This is a genomic window from Enterobacter asburiae (assembly GCF_008080435.1).
GTDB classification, from domain to species: domain Bacteria; phylum Pseudomonadota; class Gammaproteobacteria; order Enterobacterales; family Enterobacteriaceae; genus Enterobacter; species Enterobacter asburiae_C.
This window is the reverse complement of record NZ_VRKN01000007.1, coordinates 210,070-231,174: the sequence shown is the minus strand read 5'-3', so window position 1 is coordinate 231,174 and position 21,105 is coordinate 210,070. Positions and strand designations below refer to the sequence as shown.

The window sequence follows — 21,105 nt, the reverse complement described above, 5'->3', positions numbered from 1 at the left end:
CGCCGAATGAGGAAATGAGTCAATGAGTATGGTTGATACTGCCCCGGGTAAGATTCAGGTTCGTGATTTGAACTTCTACTACGGCAAATTCCATGCCCTGAAGAACATCAACCTGGATATCGCGAAGAACCAGGTCACGGCATTTATCGGTCCGTCCGGCTGTGGAAAATCCACGCTGCTGCGTACCTTTAACAAAATGTATTCGCTCTATCCGGAGCAGCGCGCTGAAGGTGAAATCATCCTGGACGGCGAAAACATTCTGACCCAGGCTCAGGATATCGCCCTGCTGCGTGCCAAAGTGGGGATGGTGTTCCAGAAACCAACGCCGTTCCCGATGTCCATTTATGACAACATCGCGTTTGGTGTTCGTCTGTTTGAAAAGCTCTCCCGTGCCGATATGGACGAGCGCGTGCAGTGGGCTTTGACCAAGGCCGCATTATGGAACGAAACCAAAGATAAGTTGCACCAGAGCGGTTACTCTCTCTCCGGTGGTCAGCAGCAGCGTCTGTGCATTGCGCGTGGCATTGCTATTCGCCCGGAAGTGTTGCTGCTGGATGAGCCGTGTTCAGCCCTGGACCCAATCTCAACCGGTCGTATTGAAGAGCTGATCACCGAGCTGAAGCAGGATTACACCGTCGTTATCGTGACCCACAACATGCAGCAGGCTGCGCGTTGCTCCGATCACACGGCGTTTATGTACCTGGGCGAGTTGATTGAGTTCAGCGATACGGACGCGCTGTTCACCAGGCCCGCGAAGAAACAAACCGAAGATTATATTACTGGCCGCTACGGTTGATTTGCCTTAGTGCATGTGGAGAAACCATGGACAACCTCAATCTTAATAAACACATTTCAGGCCAGTTCAACGCAGAGCTGGAAAGCATTCGCACGCAGGTGATGACCATGGGTGGCATGGTTGAGCAGCAGCTTTCTGATGCGATTACGGCAATGCACAACCAGGACAGCGAGCTGGCGAAGCGCGTCATTGAAGGCGACAAAAACGTCAACATGATGGAAGTGGCTATCGACGAGGCCTGCGTGCGCATTATCGCGAAACGTCAGCCGACGGCGAGCGACCTGCGTCTGGTGATGGCGATCATCAAAACCATCGCCGAACTGGAACGTATTGGTGACGTTGCGGATAAAATCTGTCGCACCGCGCTGGAGAAGTTCTCTCAGCAGCACCAGCCGCTGCTGGTGAGCCTCGAGTCGCTGGGCCGCCACACCGTGCAGATGCTGCACGACGTGCTGGATGCCTTTGCGCGTATGGATCTGGACGAAGCGGTGCGTATCTACCGTGAAGACAAGAAGGTCGACCAGGAGTATGAAGGCATCGTGCGTCAGCTGATGACCTACATGATGGAAGATTCACGTACGATCCCAAGCGTACTGACTGCCCTGTTCTGCGCGCGCTCCATTGAGCGTATCGGCGACCGCTGCCAGAACATTTGCGAATACATTTTCTACTTCGTGAAAGGTCAGGACTTCCGTCACGTGGGCGGCGACGAGCTGGACAAGCTGCTGGCGGGTAAAGATCCGAAAGAGTGATCCGCGTAAATATGCCCGGTGGCGCTGCGCTTACCGGGCCTACGAGCCTTGTAGGCCGGATAAGCGTTAGCGCCATCCGGCTTTGTTTTTTCAGCGAGTAATATCCCACCCGCGTGCCTTCCACAATTCCGGCAACTGCGCCAGATCGGTAAAGGTCGTCACGTTTGGATGGTCGATCGGCTTGTTGTGCGGGTCGGCGCAAAAGTAAAATACTTCCATCCCCGCATCAATCCCTGACTGCGCACCCGCAGACGAATCATCCACCAGAATGCAGTTCTCTACGTTAACGTTCATCGCTTTTGCCGCATGGAACATCAGCGCCGGGTCTGGCTTCCAGCGCTGGATATCGTAGCCGCTGAACAGTTTTTCCGGGAAATGGTGCAACATCTCAAGCTTGCCCAGCGAGTGCTGCATTTTGCTGACCGGACCGTTAGAGACGACGCAGATCGGCACCGTCATCGCATCGAGCAACGCGTTAGCCCCGGAGATAACCTCCAGCTCGGAGTCGAACAGGCGTGCGACCTCGGCGCGGTACATCGGTTCCAGATCGGCTTTCGCCAGATCCACACCGTGTTCCTGGTTAATGATGTCGATGATCTCGTAGAGCTTCACGCCCTTAAAGCGTTTAAACACCTCTTCGAGTTCCAGCGTAATGCCAAATTCCTGGAACATAGTGACATATGCGCGGGAACAAATGACCTCACTGTCGACCAGCGTACCGTCGCAGTCGAAAAATACCGCTTCAATTCCGGACATGCCTTTCCCTTTTAACAAGTTTAACGTTTACGTACGGCAGTTCACCGGGACGCAATCGTTGCCGTATAAGCAAAATCAATGAAAAAAGTATCACGTAACCGCCACTATTGTCGCATTTTGGTATAGGATAGCGACGAATTTTCCCTCCTTGTTCGGAAATTGATGATGAGTCAACAACACACTACCCAGACATCTGGTCAGGGTCTGCTTGAGCGCGTTTTCAAACTGCGCGAGCACGGCACAACGGCACGCACCGAAGTGATCGCTGGTTTCACCACCTTCCTGACGATGGTCTATATCGTTTTTGTGAACCCTCAAATTCTGGGCGTTGCTGGCATGGATACCAGCGCCGTCTTTGTAACCACCTGTCTGATCGCGGCCCTGGGCAGCATTCTGATGGGTGTGTTCGCTAACCTGCCGGTGGCGCTGGCACCGGCGATGGGCCTGAATGCGTTCTTCGCGTTCGTGGTCGTTCAGGCGATGGGTCTGCCGTGGCAGGTTGGCATGGGCGCCATCTTCTGGGGTGCGGTTGGCCTGCTGCTGCTGACCATTTTCCGTGTGCGTTACTGGATGATTGCGAACATTCCTGTGAGCTTGCGCGTGGGCATCACCAGCGGTATTGGTCTGTTCATCGGTATGATGGGGCTGAAAAACGCCGGCGTTATCGTGGCTAACCCGGATACGCTGGTGAGCATCGGTCACCTGACCTCTCATAACGTGCTGCTGGGCGTGCTGGGCTTCTTTATCATCGCGATCCTGGCTTCCCGTAATATTCACGCGGCGGTGCTGGTATCCATCGTGGTGACCACCCTGCTGGGCTGGATGCTGGGCGACGTTCACTATAACGGTATCGTCTCTGCGCCGCCGAGCGTCTCTACCGTGATTGGTCACGTTGACCTGGCGGGGTCCCTGAACCTGGGCCTGGCAGGCGTGATTTTCTCTTTCATGCTGGTCAACCTGTTTGACTCCTCCGGTACGCTGATCGGCGTGACCGACAAAGCAGGTCTGGCGGACGAGAAAGGGAAATTCCCGCGCATGAAGCAGGCGCTGTTTGTGGACAGCGTTTCCTCTGTAACCGGTGCTTTTATCGGAACCTCGTCTGTTACCGCGTACATTGAATCTTCTTCCGGCGTGTCCGTGGGCGGCCGTACCGGCCTGACGGCGGTGGTCGTGGGGATTCTGTTCCTGCTGGTGATCTTCCTCTCTCCACTGGCGGGTATGGTTCCTCCGTATGCGGCAGCCGGCGCGCTGATCTATGTGGGTGTGCTGATGACCTCCAGCCTGTCACGCGTGAAGTGGGATGATTTAACCGAAGCGGTGCCGGCGTTTATTACCGCCGTGATGATGCCGTTCAGCTTCTCGATTACCGAAGGTATCGCGCTGGGCTTTATCTCTTACTGCATAATGAAGATCGGTACCGGCCGCTTCCGCGACCTCAGCCCATGCGTGATTGTTGTGGCGCTGCTGTTTGTGCTGAAGATTGTGTTTATTGACGCGCACTAAGGTGCGGTTTGTGGTGTCAGGTGGCGCTTCGCTTACCTGACCTACTGACGAGTGTAGGCCCGGTAAGCGCTAGCGCCACCGGGCTTTTTTATCAGGCTTTAACCCGCTTAATATAATCCCCAAAGGCCGTCAGCTGACCAGAAAGGTGGTCACGTGTGCTCTGATCCACCACGTCACCCGTCTGCGGGTCGACCTTGTTCTGAATCACTCCGCCCATAAATTCCGGCTTGTTCATGACCATCGCATCCAGGAATACCAGAATCTGGCGCAGATGATACTGGCAGCGCGCGCCGCCAATCGCGCCCATTGAGCTGGTCTGGATCAGCACCGGTTTACCGGCGAGCGGCTGTTCAGGTAAACGGGACAGCCAGTCGATGGCATTCTTCAGGCCACCCGGAACCGAGTAGTTATACTCTGGCGTGACAATGACCACCCCGTCGGCCTGGCGGATCTGCTCTGCCAGCGCCGCAACGCTCTGCGGGAATCCTTCTTCCTGCTGGACATCCGCATCATACAGCGGAATATCGCCAATAGACGGCAGGGCGCTAATCTCCATACCTGCCGGTGCCAGCTGTGGCAGCGTGCGGGCAACCATCCCGTTAAATGAACCTTTGCGCAGGCTTCCCAGTAACGTAACTACTTTCAACGTATCAGACATGATTACTCCTGTTTCATCATGATGACCCTGATTGGATCAGCTAAGGGTGAATGCTTTTTCTGCCGGTAAACTGGTTAAACGCATCAGGCGTGCTGCGGGCTCGTTGGCGCGCTCGGGCACATCAGGAAGGCTACGCCATCCCTGTTGACTGTCAAATTCCCAGATTTTCATGCGTTCGATGGCGGGGGTAACCGCAATGGACCAAATGAGTACATCCTCTGCGTCACTGAGCGCCTCTACCAGCGTGGCTTGGGTGGCACGAAGACGTCCGGAACCTGGCAGCAGCTGCAGCAGGCTGGCGTCGTCTGAGGCGCATCCACAGAGCTTGCGAATACTCTGGCGTAAGGTAATGAGCTGGGCTCTGGCTTCGACAGGATCGTTCTGGTTACGTACCCACAGCTTCTCATTGCTGGAGAGCGGATAGTCTTCATGCGCATTACCAGCATGGAAGCTGCGCGTCGCGCGCTGAAGTTCCATATCGAGCCCGCAATCCCCTTCGGTAGTCAGCGCGACGCCAATAATATTGCCTGCGTAGGCAATCGAAAAACGAGGGAGATCCGGGTCGGCAAAGACCGGGCGGCCTTCGGGTTGGGTTATGATGTCCGGCAGCTCGCTGGTGCCGTACAGCATAAACAGCAGTTCTGCGAGAAGCGCTCTGGACGCTAAAAACCGCGTCCTGCGGTGTTCCGGGAGTGCGAGTGCTTCGCTGTGACAGGCTGAAGAAATTCTTGCCGATACGAGACGTCCTTCCGTAAGTATCCCTCTTGCAAAGTGCGTAGCCATTTTTCGCTCCTTGATAATGGTCGTAATCGGTTAAACGGTTACATGATTATCGCTTAACTTGACTCCTGTTTTAATCAGTAAATGGGAGTAAGAGAAGCCTTAGGACCGAACTTTACATTTTCTTAGGCAAAAATTGGATCGCTGGCACCGTACAGCGCCTTGATGGTGTCCCGTAACCAGACGATTTTCGGATTATGGCTGTTCCGTTTATGCCAGATCAGCGTGAAGGGAACGGTCAGCTTTTCAGCCTGCGCTTCGTCAATCGGAATAGGAAGTGCGATCAGCTTCCGCTGGTGGAGCTCATTGTAGTGGTGGCAGTAGTGCGGAGCCGTGGCGATATAGTTATGGCCGGGCTGCGCCGCCATAAACATCGCCTGTTCGAAACCCGGCAGGCACATGGCGATATTGCGCTCACGCCCCATCTCCTTTAGCACCTCATCAAGCGCCCAGGTGTCGCTACGTTCCCAGAAGATACTGATATGCGGGTAGCGCAGGAAGGTCTCCAGATTCCATGCTTCCTGCAGCGCCGGGTGGTCCTCGCGCAGATAGACGCAGGGGCGGTCACTAAACAGGATTTCGTAGTCGATAAACCACGGCAACAGCTTCAGCAGCTCGCGGGAACGCGGATGTGTCTCTCGGCCGGTGAAGCCAAGATCCACCTCTCCACGCGTAATGGCATCCAGCGAATCGTAATCCCAGTGGCGCATCTTCACCGTAGCCTGCGGATAGCGCTGGTTCACCTGCTCCAGCAGGGCGTTAAAGCGGATCAGCATCAACGGCGTTTCGGCGGCCAGCACGAACGTCAGTCCGCCTGGCGAATCATGGTGGAATTTATCGAGGATCTGATTGCCGATTTGCATCCAGTCGGCCAGATCCTGCTCCAGGCTTACCGTCAGCGGGGTTGGCAGCAGCCCTAACGGCGTTTTGACAAACAGCGGGTCGTCAAACCAGTCGCGCAGCTTGGCCAGCGATTTACTTACCGCTGACGGCGTCACGTTCATCCGCTTCGCCGCTTTGGTGACGCTGCGCTCCTGCAGCAAAAGCTGCAGGCACAGCAACAGGTTAAGATCGAGACTGCTGATGGGCTTCTTCATAATGCGCCGCAGGCCGGATGACCATAAGTAAGGTAATGCACAGTATGCTACAGCCAATCAGAACCCCGATCAGCATATTCAGCGCGTTAAGCCCGATGACCGCCGCCAGCCAAATCCATAGCGACGAGCCGCAGACCTGCGCGATCCCCAGCACCGAGCTTGCCACGCCTGCCCGCAGCGAGAATGGGCCAAGCGCCTGACTCATCGCCACGCCAAAGCCAACCGAAAACCCGGCACAAATGAGGGTAATACCCACCAGCATCACCGCATGTGAGCTGGTGGTCGCCAGGAGCATGCCTGCAGTGAGGAATAAAACCTGTGAGGTCAGCATCAACGCGCGCTGGCTGAAAACATTTAGCGCAAACGGGGTAGAGAACGAAACTGCCATACTGACCATGGCGGTTAATGCCATCACCGTTGAATACTCACCCCGATCGAAGCCCATGGTCTCCATCAGTAAAACCGGGGAAACGTTTACATAGGTCAGGATCACCGCCACGCTTAACGTGGTTACGGCCAGACGACTGAGGAAAAAGCGGTTAAGCAGCTTCTCTGCCGGGTGAATGGTTGCGGTATGGCCGATATTCTGCGAGCCCGGGTGGGTCTCTTTCAGCACGGCGATGGACAGGATAAACACCAGCGCGCCCATCGCCGCCATGGTCCAGAACAGGCTCTGCCACGGGAATTTCAGCATGATCAGATATCCCACGACCGGGGCCAGCACCGGGATGATGCAGGTAATGCCGTTCAGCATCGAAAGCACTTTGGCGCGGCGCTGGGCGCTTAAGGTGTCGCGCAGAATGGCAAAAGCGACGACGTAACAGCCACCGGCTCCAGTGCCCTGGATAAACCGTCCTGCCAGGAACAAGGTGCTGTTCTGCGCCTGTGAACAGAGAAGAGAGGCGAGGGCAAAAATGATAGCGCCGGTTATCGCGACAGGCTGACGACCTGCCTTATCCGCAATCTTCCCGGCAAACACCATCGACGACGCCATCCCCGCGAGATAGGCCGAAAACGCGATATGCAGCTGCGCTTCGCTGGCGCCCAGATCGCGAGCGATGTGCGGCAATCCCACCAGATACATATCAATGCCAGACGGATAAAGCAGAACTAATGCGAAACTACAAAACAGAAAACGCGCCATAAACCCCCCATAGATGCAGGCATGCAGGATAGGGGGTGAAAAGGGATTAGGCGAGTTGCCATTTGGACAATGGTGATTTCCTGGATGGAAACCACCATCAATTAGCGGGCATTACTTACCAATACAGAAGCTCGAGAAAATCCTTCCCAGCAAATCATCCGACGTAAACTCCCCGGTGATTTCGCTCAGATTCTGCTGCGCCAGACGCAGCTCTTCCGCCAGCAGTTCTCCCGCCCACGCGCCAATCAGCTGTGCTTTGCCCTGAACAAGGTGGTTTGCCGCCTCTTCCAGCGCCTGCAGGTGGCGACGACGTGCCAGGAAGCCGCCTTCCATGCTGGTGTCAAATCCCATGCTCTGTTTGAGATGGTTACGCAGGTCGTCCACGCCTTCACCGGTTCGGGCTGACAGACGAATAAGTGAGTGACCATTCACATCGCTGATGCCCAGCGTTTCGCCGGTGGCGTCCGCTTTGTTACGCACCACGGTGATCGGCAGTTTCGCCGGCAGACGGGCGATAAAGTCCGGCCAGATCTCTGCCGGGTCAACGGCGTCGGTCGTGGTGCCGTCCACCATAAACAGCACGCGGTCGGCCTGCTCGATCTCCTGCCAGGCACGTTCGATACCAATGCGTTCCACTTCGTCGCTTGCATCGCGTAGACCGGCGGTGTCGATAATATGCAGCGGCATCCCGTCGATGTGGATATGCTCACGCAGCACGTCGCGGGTGGTGCCGGCAATGTCGGTGACGATGGCCGCTTCACGGCCCGCCAGGGAGTTCAGCAGGCTCGATTTCCCGGCGTTAGGACGACCGGCAATCACCACTTTCATCCCTTCACGCAGCAGGCTGCCCTGACGCGCTTCGGCACGCACGGCGTCGAGATCGTTCATTACCTGATTGAGCTGCGCTTCGATTTTACCGTCAGAGAGGAAGTCAATCTCCTCATCCGGGAAGTCGATAGCCGCTTCGACGTAGATTCTAAGGTGAGTGAGTGCTTCCACAAGATGATTCACGCGGGCGGAGAATGCACCCTGCAGCGAGTTCAGAGCGGAGCGGGCCGCCTGTTCAGAGCTGGCGTCGATCAGGTCTGCAATTGCTTCTGCCTGCGCCAGGTCGAGCTTGTCGTTGAGGAAGGCACGCTCGGAGAACTCGCCCGGCTTCGCAATACGCAGGCCAGGCAGGGTCAGAATACGTTTTAACAGCAGGTCGAGGATAACCGGGCCGCCGTGACCCTGCAGCTCCAGCACGTCTTCGCCGGTAAAGGAGTTCGGGCCGGGGAACCACAGCGCAATGCCCTGGTCCAGCGGCGTGCCGTCGGTGTCTTTAAACGGCAGATAATCAGCGTAGCGCGGCTTTGGCAGTTTACCCAGCACCGCTTCGGCCACCTCGCGCGCCTTCAGGCCGGAGATACGCAGAATGCCTACACCACCGCGTCCCGGTGGGGTTGCCTGGGCGACGATAGTGTCGTTATGGCTCATGGTTGGTCTCGTTCAATACAAATAAAAAAGGCGGTCAATTGACCGCCCTTATTTTAGCGTTAACTTACCGAATCAGGACTTTTTCTTTTCGCGGCTATGCAGGCCACGTTTTTCCAGACCACGGTAAATCAGCTGCTGCTGGATGATGGTCACCAGGTTGCTGACGATATAGTACAGCACCAGACCTGACGGGAACCACAGGAAGAACACGGTGAAGATGACCGGCATGAAGGTCATGATCTTCTGCTGCATCGGGTCGGTCACGGTGGTCGGCGACATCTTCTGGATGAAGAACATCGTCACGCCCATCAGGATCGGCAGGATGTAGTACGGGTCCTGTGCAGACAGGTCATGGATCCACAGGGCGAACGGCGCGTGGCGCAGCTCAACGGAACCCATCAGCATGTAGTACAGCGCAAGGAAGATTGGCATCTGAATCAGCAGCGGGAAGCAACCACCCAGCGGGTTTACTTTTTCTGCTTTATACAGGGCCATCATTTCCTGGCTCTGACGCTGTTTGTCATCGCCCAGACGCTCACGCATTGCCGCAATCTTCGGCTGCAGCATACGCATCTTCGCCATGGAGGTGTACTGCGCTTTAGTCAGCGGGTACATGATGCCACGAACGATAAAGGTGATAACGATGATGGAGAAGCCCCAGTTACCCAGGAAGCTGTGGATGAACTTCAGCAGCTTAAACAGCGGCTGAGAGATGAACCACAACCAACCGTAATCGACGGTCAGATCCAGGTGCGGCGCAACAGCGGCCATTTTGTCCTGAATTTCCGGGCCGACCCACAGGGTGCTTGCCATCTTACCGGTTTGACCCGGCTGAACCAGAACCGGCTGAGATTTGTAGCCGATGGCTGCAAGACCGTTACCCAGGTTCGCGGTGTAGAAGTTGTTGGTACCGTCGTTATTTGGCACCCACGCAGTGGCGAAATACTGCTGCAGCATTGCCACCCAACCGCCTTTAGCGCTGACGTTCAGGTTTTCGTTATCGGCAATGGTGTCGAATTTGTATTTCTCATACTTCGCGTCAGGCGTGGAGTACGCCGCGCCACGGAAGGTATGCAGCGCAAAGTTGCTGCTTCCGGTGTCACGGTGAGACGGCAGATTGATGGACTGCTTCAGCTGACCAAAGGTCGACAGTTCCAGTGGTTTCGCACCGGTGTTCTGTACGCTGTAACCCACATTCACCGCATATTCACCGCGTTTCAGGGTGAAGGTTTTGGTGAAGGTGTTGCCCGCGGCGTCGGTGTAGGTCATCGGGATCGCGAGTTCGTTCTGGCCATCAGCCAGCACGAAAGTCTCTTTCTCGACGTTGTACAGTGGACGCGCACCGTTAGCCGGGTTATCCGGGCCATCACGACCGGTCAGGCCGCTTTGCGCCTGGTAGATAAACTCAGGCGTGGTTTCCAGTAACTGGAACGGTTCGGTAGACTTCAGCTCTTTCGGGTAGGTCAACAGCAGCGCCTGCTCAACATCACCACCACGGGTGTTGATTGTCAGCTCAAGCACATCGGTCTTAACCGTAATCTGTTTCCCCTGGCCACTGGCCGGTACGCCCTGGTCGGCGGCGCTACCCGCTGCGGTGGTCGTAGTCTGCGTGGTCTGCTGCTGGGGTTGAGGATTTTTATCCTGCTCCCATGCTTGCCAGATCATGAAAGACACGAACAACAAAGCGATGATAAGAAGATTGCGTTGCGAATCCATCGTTAGTGTTCTCTGGTATCAAAGGGTCCTGGGGGGACGGGGTCGTCTCCACCGGGGTGTAAAGGGTGGCATTTTAATACGCGTTTCACCGTCAACCAACTGCCTTTTATCACTCCAAACCTGCGCAATGCCTCAATTCCGTAGCTTGAGCATGTTGGTGTGAAACGGCAATGCGGCCCGAGTAGCGGACTAATCAGGCGTTGATAGACCCGAATGAGGGCTATCAGGACCCGTGAGCCAGGCGACAGTGGCGGCGCCATAATTTTTCCAACGCTTCCGAGAGAGCACGGTTATCGAGGTCGGCAACCCCTTTCTTCGCCACCACCACGAAATCCATTGAAGGCAGTTCGTGCTGACGTAAACGGAAGCTTTCACGCGTCAGACGTTTAATCCGATTGCGTTCATGCGCACGCTTAACATTTTTCTTGGCGACTGTGAGACCGATGCGGGGATGCCCCAGCGAATTTTGGCGGCCGAGGATGGTGATTTGCGGCGTGCCAGCCCGTAGTGGCTGCTGGAAGACGAAAGTGAAATGAGCGGGAGTTAACAAACGTAACTCCCTGGGAAATGCTAGCTTAACCACTCAGGGGTTAGCTTTATTACTTGGAAACGGTCAGACGAGAACGGCCTTTAGCACGACGACGTGCCAGAACCTGACGACCATTTTTAGTAGCCATACGAGCACGGAAGCCGTGAGAACGGTTGCGCTTCAGTACAGACGGTTGAAAAGTGCGTTTCATGGCGATTTCTACCTAAACTTGAATAATTTCACTGACTTTCGCGTATACCCGAACGAGTTTCGAACGACTAACGCCTCAGCGTGGGTGATTAAAGAGGCCGGATTGTAATAATTGTACACTCCGGAGTCAATTCTCTTTCCTTATTTCCCGCGTATTTCCGCACGTTTTCGCGTGGAAAATGAGCAACGGACGACGCAGGAAGATGAGCATCACGCGCCGGGTCGAGGATTATACGGGCTCAACGATAAAGCGCAAGGATCGTCCCGGATCTTCGTTAGATCATTTAAGCAATAAATTGTCTGTGCTCATTAATTTTTCCAATATGCGGACTAAATCGCGGGGCACTTGCGCCAGGATCGTTTACACTTACCCGGTTCCGGATCTTCCTGTGGATAAATCGGGAAGAATCTGTGAGAAACAGAAGATCTCTGGCTCAGTTTAGGCTATGATCCGCGGTCCCGATCGGGATCCAGCGATCCCGGCCGGGCATAAACACAACATCGTTCAGATTGTATCAACGATGGCGTGTATAACCGCAGATAGCGGTTCGCACATCCCCCTTATTGGGTCATGTCGATGTGCGCCAACAATCATGAATATTCAATAGTTTTCTTTTATTGTTCGAGTGGAGTCCGCCGTGTCACTTTCGCTTTGGCAGCAGTGTCTTGCCCGATTGCAGGATGAGTTACCAGCCACAGAATTCAGTATGTGGATCCGCCCGTTGCAGGCGGAACTGAGCGATAACACGCTGGCTTTGTATGCGCCAAACCGTTTTGTGCTCGATTGGGTAAGGGACAAATACCTTAATAACATCAATGGACTACTGAACGATTTCTGCGGGTCAGATGTCCCGCAGCTGCGCTTTGAAGTGGGCACAAAGCCGGTCACCCAAACCGTACGTGAAACCGTGAATGTGGCTGCGCCTGCCCAGGCCGCACCCGCGCCGGCTCCTCGCGTCGCACCCGCTCGTCAGGGCTGGGATAATGTCCCTGCACCGGCTGAGCCAACCTACCGCTCTAACGTTAACGTGAAACACACGTTCGATAACTTCGTTGAAGGTAAGTCGAACCAGCTGGCACGCGCGGCGGCCCGCCAGGTTGCTGATAATCCCGGTGGGGCCTACAACCCGCTGTTCCTTTATGGCGGCACGGGTCTGGGTAAAACGCACCTGCTGCATGCGGTGGGTAATGGCATTATGGCGCGCAAGCCCAATGCCAAAGTGGTGTATATGCACTCCGAACGCTTCGTTCAGGACATGGTAAAAGCCCTGCAAAACAATGCGATCGAAGAGTTTAAACGCTACTATCGTTCTGTTGACGCGCTGCTCATCGATGACATCCAGTTCTTTGCCAATAAAGAACGATCGCAGGAAGAGTTTTTCCACACCTTCAACGCCCTGCTGGAAGGCAATCAGCAGATCATTTTGACCTCGGATCGTTACCCAAAAGAGATCAACGGTGTTGAAGATCGTCTGAAATCCCGCTTCGGCTGGGGCCTGACCGTGGCGATCGAGCCACCGGAGCTGGAAACCCGCGTCGCGATCCTGATGAAGAAAGCCGATGAAAACGACATTCGCCTGCCGGGCGAAGTGGCGTTCTTCATTGCCAAGCGTCTGCGCTCCAACGTGCGTGAGCTGGAAGGGGCACTGAACCGCGTTATCGCCAATGCCAACTTTACCGGTCGTGCGATCACTATCGATTTTGTGCGTGAAGCGCTGCGAGATTTGCTGGCATTGCAGGAAAAACTGGTCACCATCGATAATATTCAAAAGACGGTGGCTGAGTACTACAAGATCAAAGTGGCAGATTTGCTGTCTAAACGTCGTTCCCGCTCGGTGGCGCGTCCGCGTCAGATGGCGATGGCGCTGGCAAAGGAGTTAACCAACCACAGTCTGCCGGAAATCGGGGATGCGTTTGGTGGCCGTGACCATACGACCGTGCTGCACGCTTGTCGCAAGATTGAGCAGTTACGCGAAGAAAGCCACGACATAAAAGAAGATTTTTCCAATCTAATCAGAACATTATCATCGTGACGCTATGAAATTTACCGTTGAACGTGAACATTTATTAAAACCGCTGCAACAGGTGAGTGGCCCATTAGGTGGCCGCCCAACGCTGCCTATTCTCGGAAACCTGCTGCTTCAGGTCGCGGACGGTACGCTGTCGCTGACCGGTACAGATTTGGAAATGGAAATGATCGCGCGCGTTACGCTGACGCAGCCGCACGACGCGGGCGCGACCACGGTTCCGGCACGTAAATTCTTTGACATCTGCCGCGGGCTGCCGGAAGGCGCTGAAATCGCCGTGCAGCTGGAGGGCGACCGCATGCTGGTGCGTTCTGGCCGCAGCCGTTTCTCGCTTTCCACGCTGCCTGCTGCGGACTTCCCGAACCTGGACGACTGGCAGAGCGAAGTAGAATTCACCCTGCCACAGGCGACGATGAAGCGTCTGATTGAAGCCACGCAGTTCTCCATGGCGCATCAGGACGTCCGTTACTACTTAAACGGCATGCTGTTCGAAACCGAAGGTGAAGAACTGCGTACCGTCGCCACCGACGGCCACCGTCTGGCGGTCTGTTCTATGCCGATTGGCGATTCACTGCCAAACCATTCGGTGATCGTGCCGCGTAAAGGGGTGATTGAGCTGATGCGTATGCTCGACGGCGGTGATACGCCGCTGCGCGTGCAGATCGGCAGCAACAACATCCGCGCACACGTGGGCGATTTTGTCTTCACTTCGAAGCTGGTTGACGGTCGTTTCCCGGATTATCGCCGCGTATTGCCGAAGAATCCGGACAAAACGCTGGAAGCGGGCTGCGATAGCCTCAAGCAGGCCTTTGCCCGTGCCGCTATTCTCTCTAACGAGAAATTCCGCGGCGTGCGCCTGTACGTGAGTGAAAACCAGATCAAAATCACCGCTAACAACCCGGAGCAGGAAGAGGCAGAAGAAATTCTGGACGTCACCTACGCCGGGACCGAGATGGAAATCGGCTTTAACGTCAGCTACGTGCTGGATGTGCTGAATGCGCTGAAATGCGAGAATGTGCGCATTCTGCTGACCGACTCCGTTTCGAGCGTACAGATTGAAGATGCCGCATCACAGTCGGCTGCTTATGTTGTTATGCCAATGAGACTGTAATGTCGCTCACCCGTCTGTTGATCCGCGACTTTCGCAATATTGAAAGCGCGGATCTCGCTTTATCCCCTGGCTTTAACTTCCTGGTTGGCGCAAACGGCAGCGGCAAAACCAGCGTGCTGGAAGCCATCTATACGCTCGGCCATGGTCGGGCGTTTCGCAGTTTGCAGATTGGTCGCGTCATTCGCCACGAGCAGGAATCTTTTGTTCTGCACGGTCGTTTACAGGGCGAAGAGCGGGAGACCGCCATCGGCCTGAGCAAGGATAAGCAGGGCGACAGCAAGGTGCGCATCGACGGTACCGACGGCCACAAGGTGGCTGAGCTGGCGCTGCTGATGCCAATGCAGCTGATTACGCCGGAGGGGTTTACTTTACTCAACGGCGGCCCCAAATACAGAAGAGCGTTCCTCGACTGGGGATGCTTTCACAACGAAGCCGGTTTCTTTAACGCCTGGAGCAACCTGAAGCGTCTGCTTAAGCAGCGTAACGCCGCGTTGCGCCAGGTGACACGTTACGCCCAGCTGCGTCCGTGGGACATGGAGTTAATCCCTCTCGCGGAACAAATCAGCCGCTGGCGTGCTGAATACAGCGCAGGTATCGCCGAAGACATGGCCGACACCTGCAAACAGTTTTTACCCGAGTTTTCTCTCACCTTCTCCTTCCAGCGCGGCTGGGAGAAAGAGACGGATTATGCGGAAATATTAGAGAGAAACTTCGAGCGCGACCGCATGTTGACCTACACCGCGCACGGCCCGCACAAGGCGGATTTCCGCATTCGTGCCGACGGTGCACCGGTGGAAGACACGCTGTCGCGCGGGCAGCTCAAGCTCCTGATGTGTGCGCTGCGCCTGGCACAGGGGGAGTTTCTCACTCGCGAGAGCGGGCGACGCTGCCTGTACCTGATAGATGATTTTGCCTCGGAACTTGACGACGCGCGGCGCGGGCTGCTTGCCAGCCGCTTAAAAGCCACGCAGTCGCAGGTTTTCGTCAGCGCCATTAGCGCTGAACACGTTATAGACATGTCGGACGAAAATTCGAAGATGTTTACCGTGGAAAAGGGTAAAATAACGGATTAACCCAAGTATAAATGAGCGAGAAACGTTGATGTCGAATTCTTATGACTCCTCCAGTATCAAAGTCCTGAAAGGGCTGGATGCGGTGCGTAAGCGCCCGGGTATGTATATCGGCGACACGGATGACGGCACCGGTCTGCACCACATGGTATTCGAGGTGGTAGATAACGCTATCGACGAAGCGCTCGCGGGTCACTGTAAAGACATCGTGGTCACCATCCATGCGGACAATTCCGTCTCCGTCACCGATGATGGTCGTGGCATCCCAACCGGTATCCACCCGGAAGAGGGTGTCTCTGCTGCGGAAGTGATCATGACCGTCCTGCACGCAGGCGGTAAGTTCGACGATAACTCCTATAAAGTTTCCGGCGGCCTGCACGGCGTAGGCGTCTCCGTGGTTAACGCCCTGTCGCAGAAGCTGGAGCTGGTTATTCGCCGTGAAGGCAAAGTGCATCAGCAGACTTACGTCCACGGTGTGCCGCAAGCGCCGCTGGCGGTTACTGGCGATACGGAAGCAACAGGTACTCTGGTCCGTTTCTGGCCGAGCCACGAAACCTTCACCAACGTCGTTGAATTTGAATACGACATTCTGGCAAAACGTCTGCGTGAGCTGTCATTCCTGAACTCCGGCGTCTCTATTCGTCTGAAAGACAAACGCGACGGTAAAGAAGACCATTTCCATTACGAAGGCGGCATCAAGGCGTTTGTTGAGTATCTCAACAAGAACAAAACCCCGATCCACCCGAATGTATTCTACTTCTCTACTGAAAAAGACGGTATTGGCGTGGAAGTGGCACTGCAGTGGAACGACGGTTTCCAGGAAAATATCTACTGCTTTACCAACAACATTCCACAGCGTGACGGCGGTACTCACCTTGCAGGCTTCCGTGCGGCGATGACCCGTACCCTGAACGCCTACATGGACAAAGAAGGCTACAGCAAAAAAGCGAAAGTCAGCGCTACCGGTGACGACGCCCGTGAAGGCCTGATTGCCGTTGTCTCCGTGAAGGTACCGGATCCGAAGTTCTCCTCTCAGACCAAAGACAAGCTGGTCTCTTCTGAGGTGAAATCGGCGGTTGAACAGCAGATGAACGAACTGCTGAGCGAATACCTGCTGGAAAACCCGTCCGACGCGAAAATCGTGGTGGGCAAAATTATTGATGCGGCGCGTGCCCGTGAAGCGGCGCGTAAAGCCCGTGAAATGACCCGTCGTAAAGGCGCGCTGGACTTAGCAGGTCTGCCGGGCAAACTGGCTGACTGCCAGGAACGCGACCCGGCGCTGTCTGAACTGTACCTCGTGGAAGGGGACTCCGCGGGCGGTTCTGCGAAGCAGGGCCGTAACCGTAAGAACCAGGCTATCCTGCCGCTGAAGGGTAAAATCCTCAACGTTGAGAAAGCCCGTTTCGACAAGATGCTCTCTTCTCAGGAAGTGGCGACACTCATCACCGCGCTGGGCTGCGGCATTGGCCGTGATGAATACAACCCGGACAAACTGCGCTACCACAGCATCATCATCATGACCGATGCGGACGTCGACGGCTCGCACATTCGTACGCTGCTGTTGACCTTCTTCTATCGTCAGATGCCTGAGATCGTTGAACGTGGCCACGTCTACATTGCACAGCCGCCGCTGTACAAAGTGAAGAAAGGCAAGCAGGAACAGTACATTAAAGACGACGAAGCGATGGATCAGTACCAAATCGCGATCGCCCTTGATGGCGCGACCCTGCACGCGAACTCGCACGCCCCTGCACTGGCCGGTGAGCCGCTGGAGCGTCTGGTGTCCGAGTTCAACGCCACGCAGAAAATGATTACGCGTATGGAACGCCGTTATCCGAAAACGCTGCTGAAGGAGCTGGTTTATCAGCCAACCCTGACCGAAGCCGATCTGAGCAATGAGCAGACCGTAACCCGCTGGGTGAACGCCCTGGTGACCGAGCTGAACGAGAAAGAGCAGCACGGTAGCATGTGGAAATGTGATGTTCAGCAGAACGCCGATCAGCAGTTCGAGCCGATCATTCGCGTGCGTACCCACGGCGTTGATACCGACTATCCGCTCGAGCACGAGTTTGTCACCGGTCCGGAATACCGTCGTCTCTGCACGCTCGGCGAGAAGCTGCGCGGCCTGATCGAAGACGATGCGTTCATCGAACGTGGCGAACGTCGTCAGCCGGTAGCCAGCTTCGAGCAGGCGCTGGACTGGCTGGTGAAAGAGTCCCGTCGTGGCCTCGCGATCCAGCGCTATAAAGGTCTGGGCGAAATGAACCCGGATCAGCTGTGGGAAACCACCATGGATCCGGAAAGCCGCCGCATGCTGCGCGTCACCGTTAAGGACGCGATTGCTGCAGACCAGCTGTTCACGACCCTGATGGGCGATGCAGTTGAACCACGTCGTGCCTTCATCGAAGAGAACGCCCTGAAAGCGGCAAATATCGATATTTAATCGTCGTTATACCGCACGAAAACTGGCCGCGCTTTTAGCGCGGCTTTTTTGTGGGCGCAGGCATATCCAGCGACATCACGGACGGTAAACGGCTCGCCAGCGTATCTATCGCAATTCTAACCCTTAGCGGCAGGTGCGGCGTCTGCTGCCACACCGCATGAACGTCGAAATGCACATCCGGTGCCTGCTTCAGGAGTGGGACGAGTTTACCCAGGTGAATATCTTTGACGACCATCCAGCAGGGCAACCATGCAATGCCGTGCCCGGCCAGCGCAGCGTCGCAGATCGCCTGCAAATCATCCATATTGAGCGACGATCGGGGCGTAAAGGTGTGCGACGTTCCTTCGTTATCCATCAGCTGCCAGGACAACACTCTGCCTGCGCGCAGATAGTTAATCGCCGTATGCTGGGGTAAATCATCAACGCGTTGTGGCTGGCCTTTCTTCTGCAGATACTCCGGCGCGGCGCACAACACCATGCGGTGTTCTCCCAGCTTTCTGGCGACCAGCACGCTGCTGTCCTGAAGCGTGCCGTTACGCACCGCCATATCAAACCCTTCCTCGACCAGATCCACCACGCGGTCGCTGAATGACATTTCCAGTTCAAGCCCGGGGTGTTCCTGCGCCAGCGCTATCAGCAGCGGGGCGACACACTGGCGACCAAACAGCACCGGCATGGCAACGCGCAGGCGGCCGCTGACCTGCTGTTTTCCGGTTTCAAGCAGCGATTCCGCACCCCGAATCTCCTCCAGCGCGCGCAGGCAGCGTTCATAAAAAAGGGCGCCGTTATCGGTCAGACTCTGGCTGCGGGTGGTGCGTTGAAAAAGACGTACCCCCAGCCGCTCTTCAAGGCGGGCAATGCTTTTTCCAACCGCCGAGCGTGACAAATGCAGACGGATGGCGGCCTGAGCAAAACTTCCCGCCTCAACGGCGGCCACAAAAACAGGAATATCCTTCAGCGTATCGGTCATGGATTGTATCTATTCTGGCGTCAATAAAGAGAAAACTTATCGCCACTGGCGACCTTTAGTCAACGGTAGACTGTCAGGACTAAAGCTCATCTGATGGCAGGAGAAATAAAATGACAGAGACAATGCAACGCTGGTCCATGGACGCCCTCGGGCGCGAGAACCTCAAGCTGACTCAGGCGCCCGTGCCACAGCCAGGTCCGGGTGAAGTGCGCGTACGGGTGAATGCCGTTGCGCTCAACTATCGCGATAAAATGGTTATTGAAGGCACAATGCCGATTCCGCTTTCCTTCCCGTTTACCCCGGCGTCTGACATGGCAGGCGTGGTGGACAGCATTGGTGAAGGCGTTACGCGCTTCAAACCCGGCGCACGCGTCATCTCAACCTTCTTCCCTGAGTGGATAGACGGTAAGCCGCAGGCGGACGCGCGTAATCTGCCCTATAAAACGTCCGGCGGATACTTCCAGGGCATGCTGTCCGAGTATGTGATTGTGAATGAAGACGCGCTGGCGGCATCACCGGAAACCCTGGATGACGCCGAGGCGAGTACTTTACCCTGCGCAGGGCTTACTGCCTGGTTTGCGCTGGTGGAACGCGGCCAACTGCGCGCCGGACAATCGGTGCTGGTACAGGGCACGGGCGGCGTGGCGATATTCGCCCTGCAAATTGCAAAAGCCCACGGTGCGGAGGTTTTTGTCACCTCGGGGAGTGATGAAAAACTGGCGCTGGCCAAAAAGCTGGGAGCCAGCCAGGGCATCAACCGTCTGAAAGGCGACTGGGCTGAAAATACGCTGGCACTCACGCAGGATCGCGGCATCGACCATATTATCGAAACCGTGGGGGGAGAGAACCTGAAGCATTCCCTGCACGCCGTTGCTGTTCACGGACGTATCTCCGTCATTGGCGTGCTGGCCGGGACGGAGATTACGCTCTCAGCTGGCGAACTGTTGCTGAAATCCCCCGTCATTCAGGGGATTGGCGTAGGCCACCGCCGGGCGTTGGAAGATTTCATCCGCGCCGTGGATGTGACCGGACTGAAACCTGTGATCGAACATCGCTACCGTTTTAACGAGCTGGAACAGGCCCTTGAACACCTCGATCGCGGTGCGTTCGGTAAAATCGTTCTCACCCGCGAGTAAGCCTTTGTTCCCCGGGATAAGCGTAAAAGGGGTGTTTCTGTTGCGCAATGTAGCTCTATTTTTGTGGGCTTAATCGCGTTAGCATGAGACAGCACTCATTTATTCCGGGGAACTCATGGCTATCAAACTCATTGCAATCGACATGGACGGCACGCTGCTGCTGCCAGACCACACCATCTCTCCAGCCGTTAAAAACGCGATCGCCGCGGCACGCGCAAAGGGCGTGAATGTGGTCCTGACCACGGGGCGTCCGTATGCGGGCGTACACAGCTACCTGAAAGAGCTGCACATGAATCAGCCTGGCGACTACTGCATCACCTATAACGGCGCGCTGGTGCAGAAAGCCGCAGATGGCAGTACGGTTGCGCAAACCGCGCTGAGCTACGATGACTACCTGTTCCTGGAAAAATTGTCCCGTGAAGTGGGGTCCCACTTCCACGCGCTCGATCGCAATACGCTCTATACCGCCAACCGTGATATCAGCTACTACACGGTACATGAATCCTACGTTGCGACCATTCCGCTGGTGTTCTGTGAAGCGGAGAAAATGGACCCGGCGACGCAGTTCCTGAAAGTGATGATGATCGACGAGCCGGAGATCCTGGATAAAGCGATTGCGCGCATTCCGGCGGAGGTAAAAGAGAAGTACACCGTGCTGAAAAGTGCGCCGTACTTCCTCGAAATTCTCGATAAACGCGTCAATAAAGGCACCGGTGTTAAATCACTGGCCGATGCGCTGGGCATTAAGCCGGACGAGATCATGGCGCTGGGCGACCAGGAAAATGACATCGCGATGATCGAATACGCCGGTATGGGCGTGGCGATGGATAATGCCATTCCGTCGGTGAAAGAAGTGGCTAATTTTGTGACCAAATCCAACCTCGAAGACGGCGTGGCTTATGCCATTGAGAAGTTTGTGCTGAACTAAAAA

The 21,105-nt window shown here is 55.7% G+C and carries 20 protein-coding genes; 9 read left to right on the top strand and 11 right to left on the bottom strand.

Translation table 11 applies throughout. The annotated features are described in order from the left end of the window. The first annotated feature begins 22 nt into the window (after positions 1 to 22). Together pstB and phoU are read left to right on the top strand one after the other, a co-directional pair. The gene (gene pstB / locus FU672_RS15545) at positions 23 to 796 is read left to right on the top strand and encodes a phosphate ABC transporter ATP-binding protein PstB (protein WP_010426574.1); all 774 of its coding nucleotides are present in this window, start codon (positions 23 to 25) and stop codon (positions 794 to 796) included. Between the two features lie 26 nt (positions 797 to 822). Continuing rightward, the gene (gene phoU / locus FU672_RS15540; protein ID WP_008500182.1) at positions 823 to 1,548 is read left to right on the top strand and encodes a phosphate signaling complex protein PhoU; all 726 of its coding nucleotides are present in this window, start codon (positions 823 to 825) and stop codon (positions 1,546 to 1,548) included. Positions 1,549 to 1,638: 90 nt separating this feature from the next. Here phoU and yieH read toward each other — a convergent pair whose 3' ends face one another. Then, positions 1,639 to 2,304 (bottom strand): 6-phosphogluconate phosphatase, encoded by a 666-nt coding sequence (gene yieH / locus FU672_RS15535; protein ID WP_148243899.1) that lies wholly within the window; start codon positions 2,302 to 2,304, stop codon positions 1,639 to 1,641. Between the two features lie 165 nt (positions 2,305 to 2,469). Here yieH and adeP point away from each other — a divergent pair, with 165 nt between their 5' ends. Continuing rightward, on the top strand, positions 2,470 to 3,807 hold the full coding sequence (gene adeP, locus FU672_RS15530; protein WP_148243918.1) for an adenine permease AdeP: 1,338 nt from the start codon (positions 2,470 to 2,472) through the stop codon (positions 3,805 to 3,807). A gap of 91 nt (positions 3,808 to 3,898) precedes the next feature. On the opposite strand, the gene FU672_RS15525 is transcribed toward adeP, so the two are convergent. From FU672_RS15525 to rpmH, 9 genes are all read right to left on the bottom strand, one after another. Further along, complete coding sequence (locus tag FU672_RS15525) at positions 3,899 to 4,465, bottom strand: NADPH-dependent FMN reductase (protein ID WP_148243898.1); 567 nt, start codon at positions 4,463 to 4,465, stop codon at positions 3,899 to 3,901. 36 nt (positions 4,466 to 4,501) lie between these two features. Then, positions 4,502 to 5,248, bottom strand: coding sequence for a 4'-phosphopantetheinyl transferase family protein (locus FU672_RS15520; protein WP_148243897.1), 747 nt, complete (start codon positions 5,246 to 5,248; stop codon positions 4,502 to 4,504). Positions 5,249 to 5,370: 122 nt separating this feature from the next. Further along, positions 5,371 to 6,342, bottom strand: a complete 972-nt coding sequence (gene yidZ, locus FU672_RS15515; protein WP_148243896.1) for an HTH-type transcriptional regulator YidZ — start codon at positions 6,340 to 6,342, stop codon at positions 5,371 to 5,373. Next, positions 6,311 to 7,486 (bottom strand): MFS transporter, encoded by a 1,176-nt coding sequence (locus FU672_RS15510; protein WP_148243895.1) that lies wholly within the window; start codon positions 7,484 to 7,486, stop codon positions 6,311 to 6,313. The genes yidZ and FU672_RS15510 overlap by 32 nt, the downstream gene beginning before the upstream one ends. A gap of 111 nt (positions 7,487 to 7,597) precedes the next feature. Continuing rightward, on the bottom strand, positions 7,598 to 8,962 hold the full coding sequence (gene mnmE, locus FU672_RS15505; RefSeq protein ID WP_148243894.1) for a tRNA uridine-5-carboxymethylaminomethyl(34) synthesis GTPase MnmE: 1,365 nt from the start codon (positions 8,960 to 8,962) through the stop codon (positions 7,598 to 7,600). A gap of 72 nt (positions 8,963 to 9,034) precedes the next feature. Then, positions 9,035 to 10,678, bottom strand: coding sequence for a membrane protein insertase YidC (yidC, locus tag FU672_RS15500; protein ID WP_148243893.1), 1,644 nt, complete (start codon positions 10,676 to 10,678; stop codon positions 9,035 to 9,037). Between the two features lie 2 nt (positions 10,679 to 10,680). Continuing rightward, positions 10,681 to 10,938 (bottom strand): membrane protein insertion efficiency factor YidD, encoded by a 258-nt coding sequence (gene yidD / locus FU672_RS15495; RefSeq protein ID WP_001307474.1) that lies wholly within the window; start codon positions 10,936 to 10,938, stop codon positions 10,681 to 10,683. Further along, the gene (gene rnpA, locus FU672_RS15490) at positions 10,902 to 11,261 is read right to left on the bottom strand and encodes a ribonuclease P protein component (RefSeq protein WP_032640303.1); all 360 of its coding nucleotides are present in this window, start codon (positions 11,259 to 11,261) and stop codon (positions 10,902 to 10,904) included. Before rnpA ends, yidD begins: the two co-directional genes overlap by 37 nt. A 16-nt stretch (positions 11,262 to 11,277) precedes the next feature. Continuing rightward, a complete protein-coding gene (gene rpmH, locus FU672_RS15485; RefSeq protein ID WP_003849659.1) occupies positions 11,278 to 11,418 on the bottom strand; it encodes a 50S ribosomal protein L34 in 141 nt (46 codons plus the stop codon). 637 nt (positions 11,419 to 12,055) lie between these two features. Here rpmH and dnaA point away from each other — a divergent pair. From dnaA to gyrB, 4 genes are read left to right on the top strand one after another with little or no spacing between them, the layout of a single operon-like run. Beyond that, entirely contained in the window at positions 12,056 to 13,450 is a 1,395-nt protein-coding gene (gene dnaA, locus FU672_RS15480) for a chromosomal replication initiator protein DnaA (protein WP_045630887.1), read from the top strand. A gap of 4 nt (positions 13,451 to 13,454) precedes the next feature. Next, on the top strand, positions 13,455 to 14,555 hold the full coding sequence (dnaN, locus tag FU672_RS15475) for a DNA polymerase III subunit beta (RefSeq protein WP_010426557.1): 1,101 nt from the start codon (positions 13,455 to 13,457) through the stop codon (positions 14,553 to 14,555). Next, entirely contained in the window at positions 14,555 to 15,628 is a 1,074-nt protein-coding gene (gene recF / locus FU672_RS15470; RefSeq protein ID WP_148243892.1) for a DNA replication/repair protein RecF, read from the top strand. Before dnaN ends, recF begins: the two co-directional genes overlap by 1 nt. A gap of 28 nt (positions 15,629 to 15,656) precedes the next feature. After that, complete coding sequence (gyrB, locus tag FU672_RS15465; RefSeq protein ID WP_148243891.1) at positions 15,657 to 18,068, top strand: DNA topoisomerase (ATP-hydrolyzing) subunit B; 2,412 nt, start codon at positions 15,657 to 15,659, stop codon at positions 18,066 to 18,068. A 34-nt stretch (positions 18,069 to 18,102) separates the two neighbouring features. On the opposite strand, the gene FU672_RS15460 is transcribed toward gyrB, so the two are convergent. Further along, the gene (locus FU672_RS15460; RefSeq protein WP_148243890.1) at positions 18,103 to 19,038 is read right to left on the bottom strand and encodes a LysR family transcriptional regulator; all 936 of its coding nucleotides are present in this window, start codon (positions 19,036 to 19,038) and stop codon (positions 18,103 to 18,105) included. Positions 19,039 to 19,148: 110 nt separating this feature from the next. On the opposite strand from FU672_RS15460, the gene FU672_RS15455 reads away from it, so the two are divergent. Both FU672_RS15455 and yidA read left to right on the top strand, forming a co-directional pair. Further along, entirely contained in the window at positions 19,149 to 20,174 is a 1,026-nt protein-coding gene (locus FU672_RS15455; RefSeq protein ID WP_148243889.1) for a zinc-dependent alcohol dehydrogenase family protein, read from the top strand. A gap of 115 nt (positions 20,175 to 20,289) precedes the next feature. Further along, a complete protein-coding gene (gene yidA / locus FU672_RS15450) occupies positions 20,290 to 21,102 on the top strand; it encodes a sugar-phosphatase (protein ID WP_148243888.1) in 813 nt (270 codons plus the stop codon). The last annotated feature ends 3 nt before the right edge of the window (positions 21,103 to 21,105 follow it).

Excerpts from the sequence above, each read along its gene's own strand:
- pstB (WP_010426574.1), top strand. The coding sequence starts at position 23 with ATGAGTATGGTTGATACTGCCCCGGGTAAGATTCAGGTTCGTGATTTG.
- phoU (WP_008500182.1), top strand. The coding sequence starts at position 823 with ATGGACAACCTCAATCTTAATAAACACATTTCAGGCCAGTTCAACGCA.
- yieH (WP_148243899.1), bottom strand. The coding sequence starts at position 2,304 with ATGTCCGGAATTGAAGCGGTATTTTTCGACTGCGACGGTACGCTGGTC.
- adeP (WP_148243918.1), top strand. The coding sequence starts at position 2,470 with ATGAGTCAACAACACACTACCCAGACATCTGGTCAGGGTCTGCTTGAG.
- FU672_RS15525 (WP_148243898.1), bottom strand. The coding sequence starts at position 4,465 with ATGTCTGATACGTTGAAAGTAGTTACGTTACTGGGAAGCCTGCGCAAA.
- FU672_RS15520 (WP_148243897.1), bottom strand. The coding sequence starts at position 5,248 with ATGGCTACGCACTTTGCAAGAGGGATACTTACGGAAGGACGTCTCGTA.
- yidZ (WP_148243896.1), bottom strand. The coding sequence starts at position 6,342 with ATGAAGAAGCCCATCAGCAGTCTCGATCTTAACCTGTTGCTGTGCCTG.
- FU672_RS15510 (WP_148243895.1), bottom strand. The coding sequence starts at position 7,486 with ATGGCGCGTTTTCTGTTTTGTAGTTTCGCATTAGTTCTGCTTTATCCG.
- mnmE (WP_148243894.1), bottom strand. The coding sequence starts at position 8,962 with ATGAGCCATAACGACACTATCGTCGCCCAGGCAACCCCACCGGGACGC.
- yidC (WP_148243893.1), bottom strand. The coding sequence starts at position 10,678 with ATGGATTCGCAACGCAATCTTCTTATCATCGCTTTGTTGTTCGTGTCT.
- yidD (WP_001307474.1), bottom strand. The coding sequence starts at position 10,938 with ATGGCGCCGCCACTGTCGCCTGGCTCACGGGTCCTGATAGCCCTCATT.
- rpmH (WP_003849659.1), bottom strand. The coding sequence starts at position 11,418 with ATGAAACGCACTTTTCAACCGTCTGTACTGAAGCGCAACCGTTCTCAC.
- dnaN (WP_010426557.1), top strand. The coding sequence starts at position 13,455 with ATGAAATTTACCGTTGAACGTGAACATTTATTAAAACCGCTGCAACAG.
- recF (WP_148243892.1), top strand. The coding sequence starts at position 14,555 with ATGTCGCTCACCCGTCTGTTGATCCGCGACTTTCGCAATATTGAAAGC.
- gyrB (WP_148243891.1), top strand. The coding sequence starts at position 15,657 with ATGTCGAATTCTTATGACTCCTCCAGTATCAAAGTCCTGAAAGGGCTG.
- FU672_RS15460 (WP_148243890.1), bottom strand. The coding sequence starts at position 19,038 with ATGACCGATACGCTGAAGGATATTCCTGTTTTTGTGGCCGCCGTTGAG.
- FU672_RS15455 (WP_148243889.1), top strand. The coding sequence starts at position 19,149 with ATGACAGAGACAATGCAACGCTGGTCCATGGACGCCCTCGGGCGCGAG.
- yidA (WP_148243888.1), top strand. The coding sequence starts at position 20,290 with ATGGCTATCAAACTCATTGCAATCGACATGGACGGCACGCTGCTGCTG.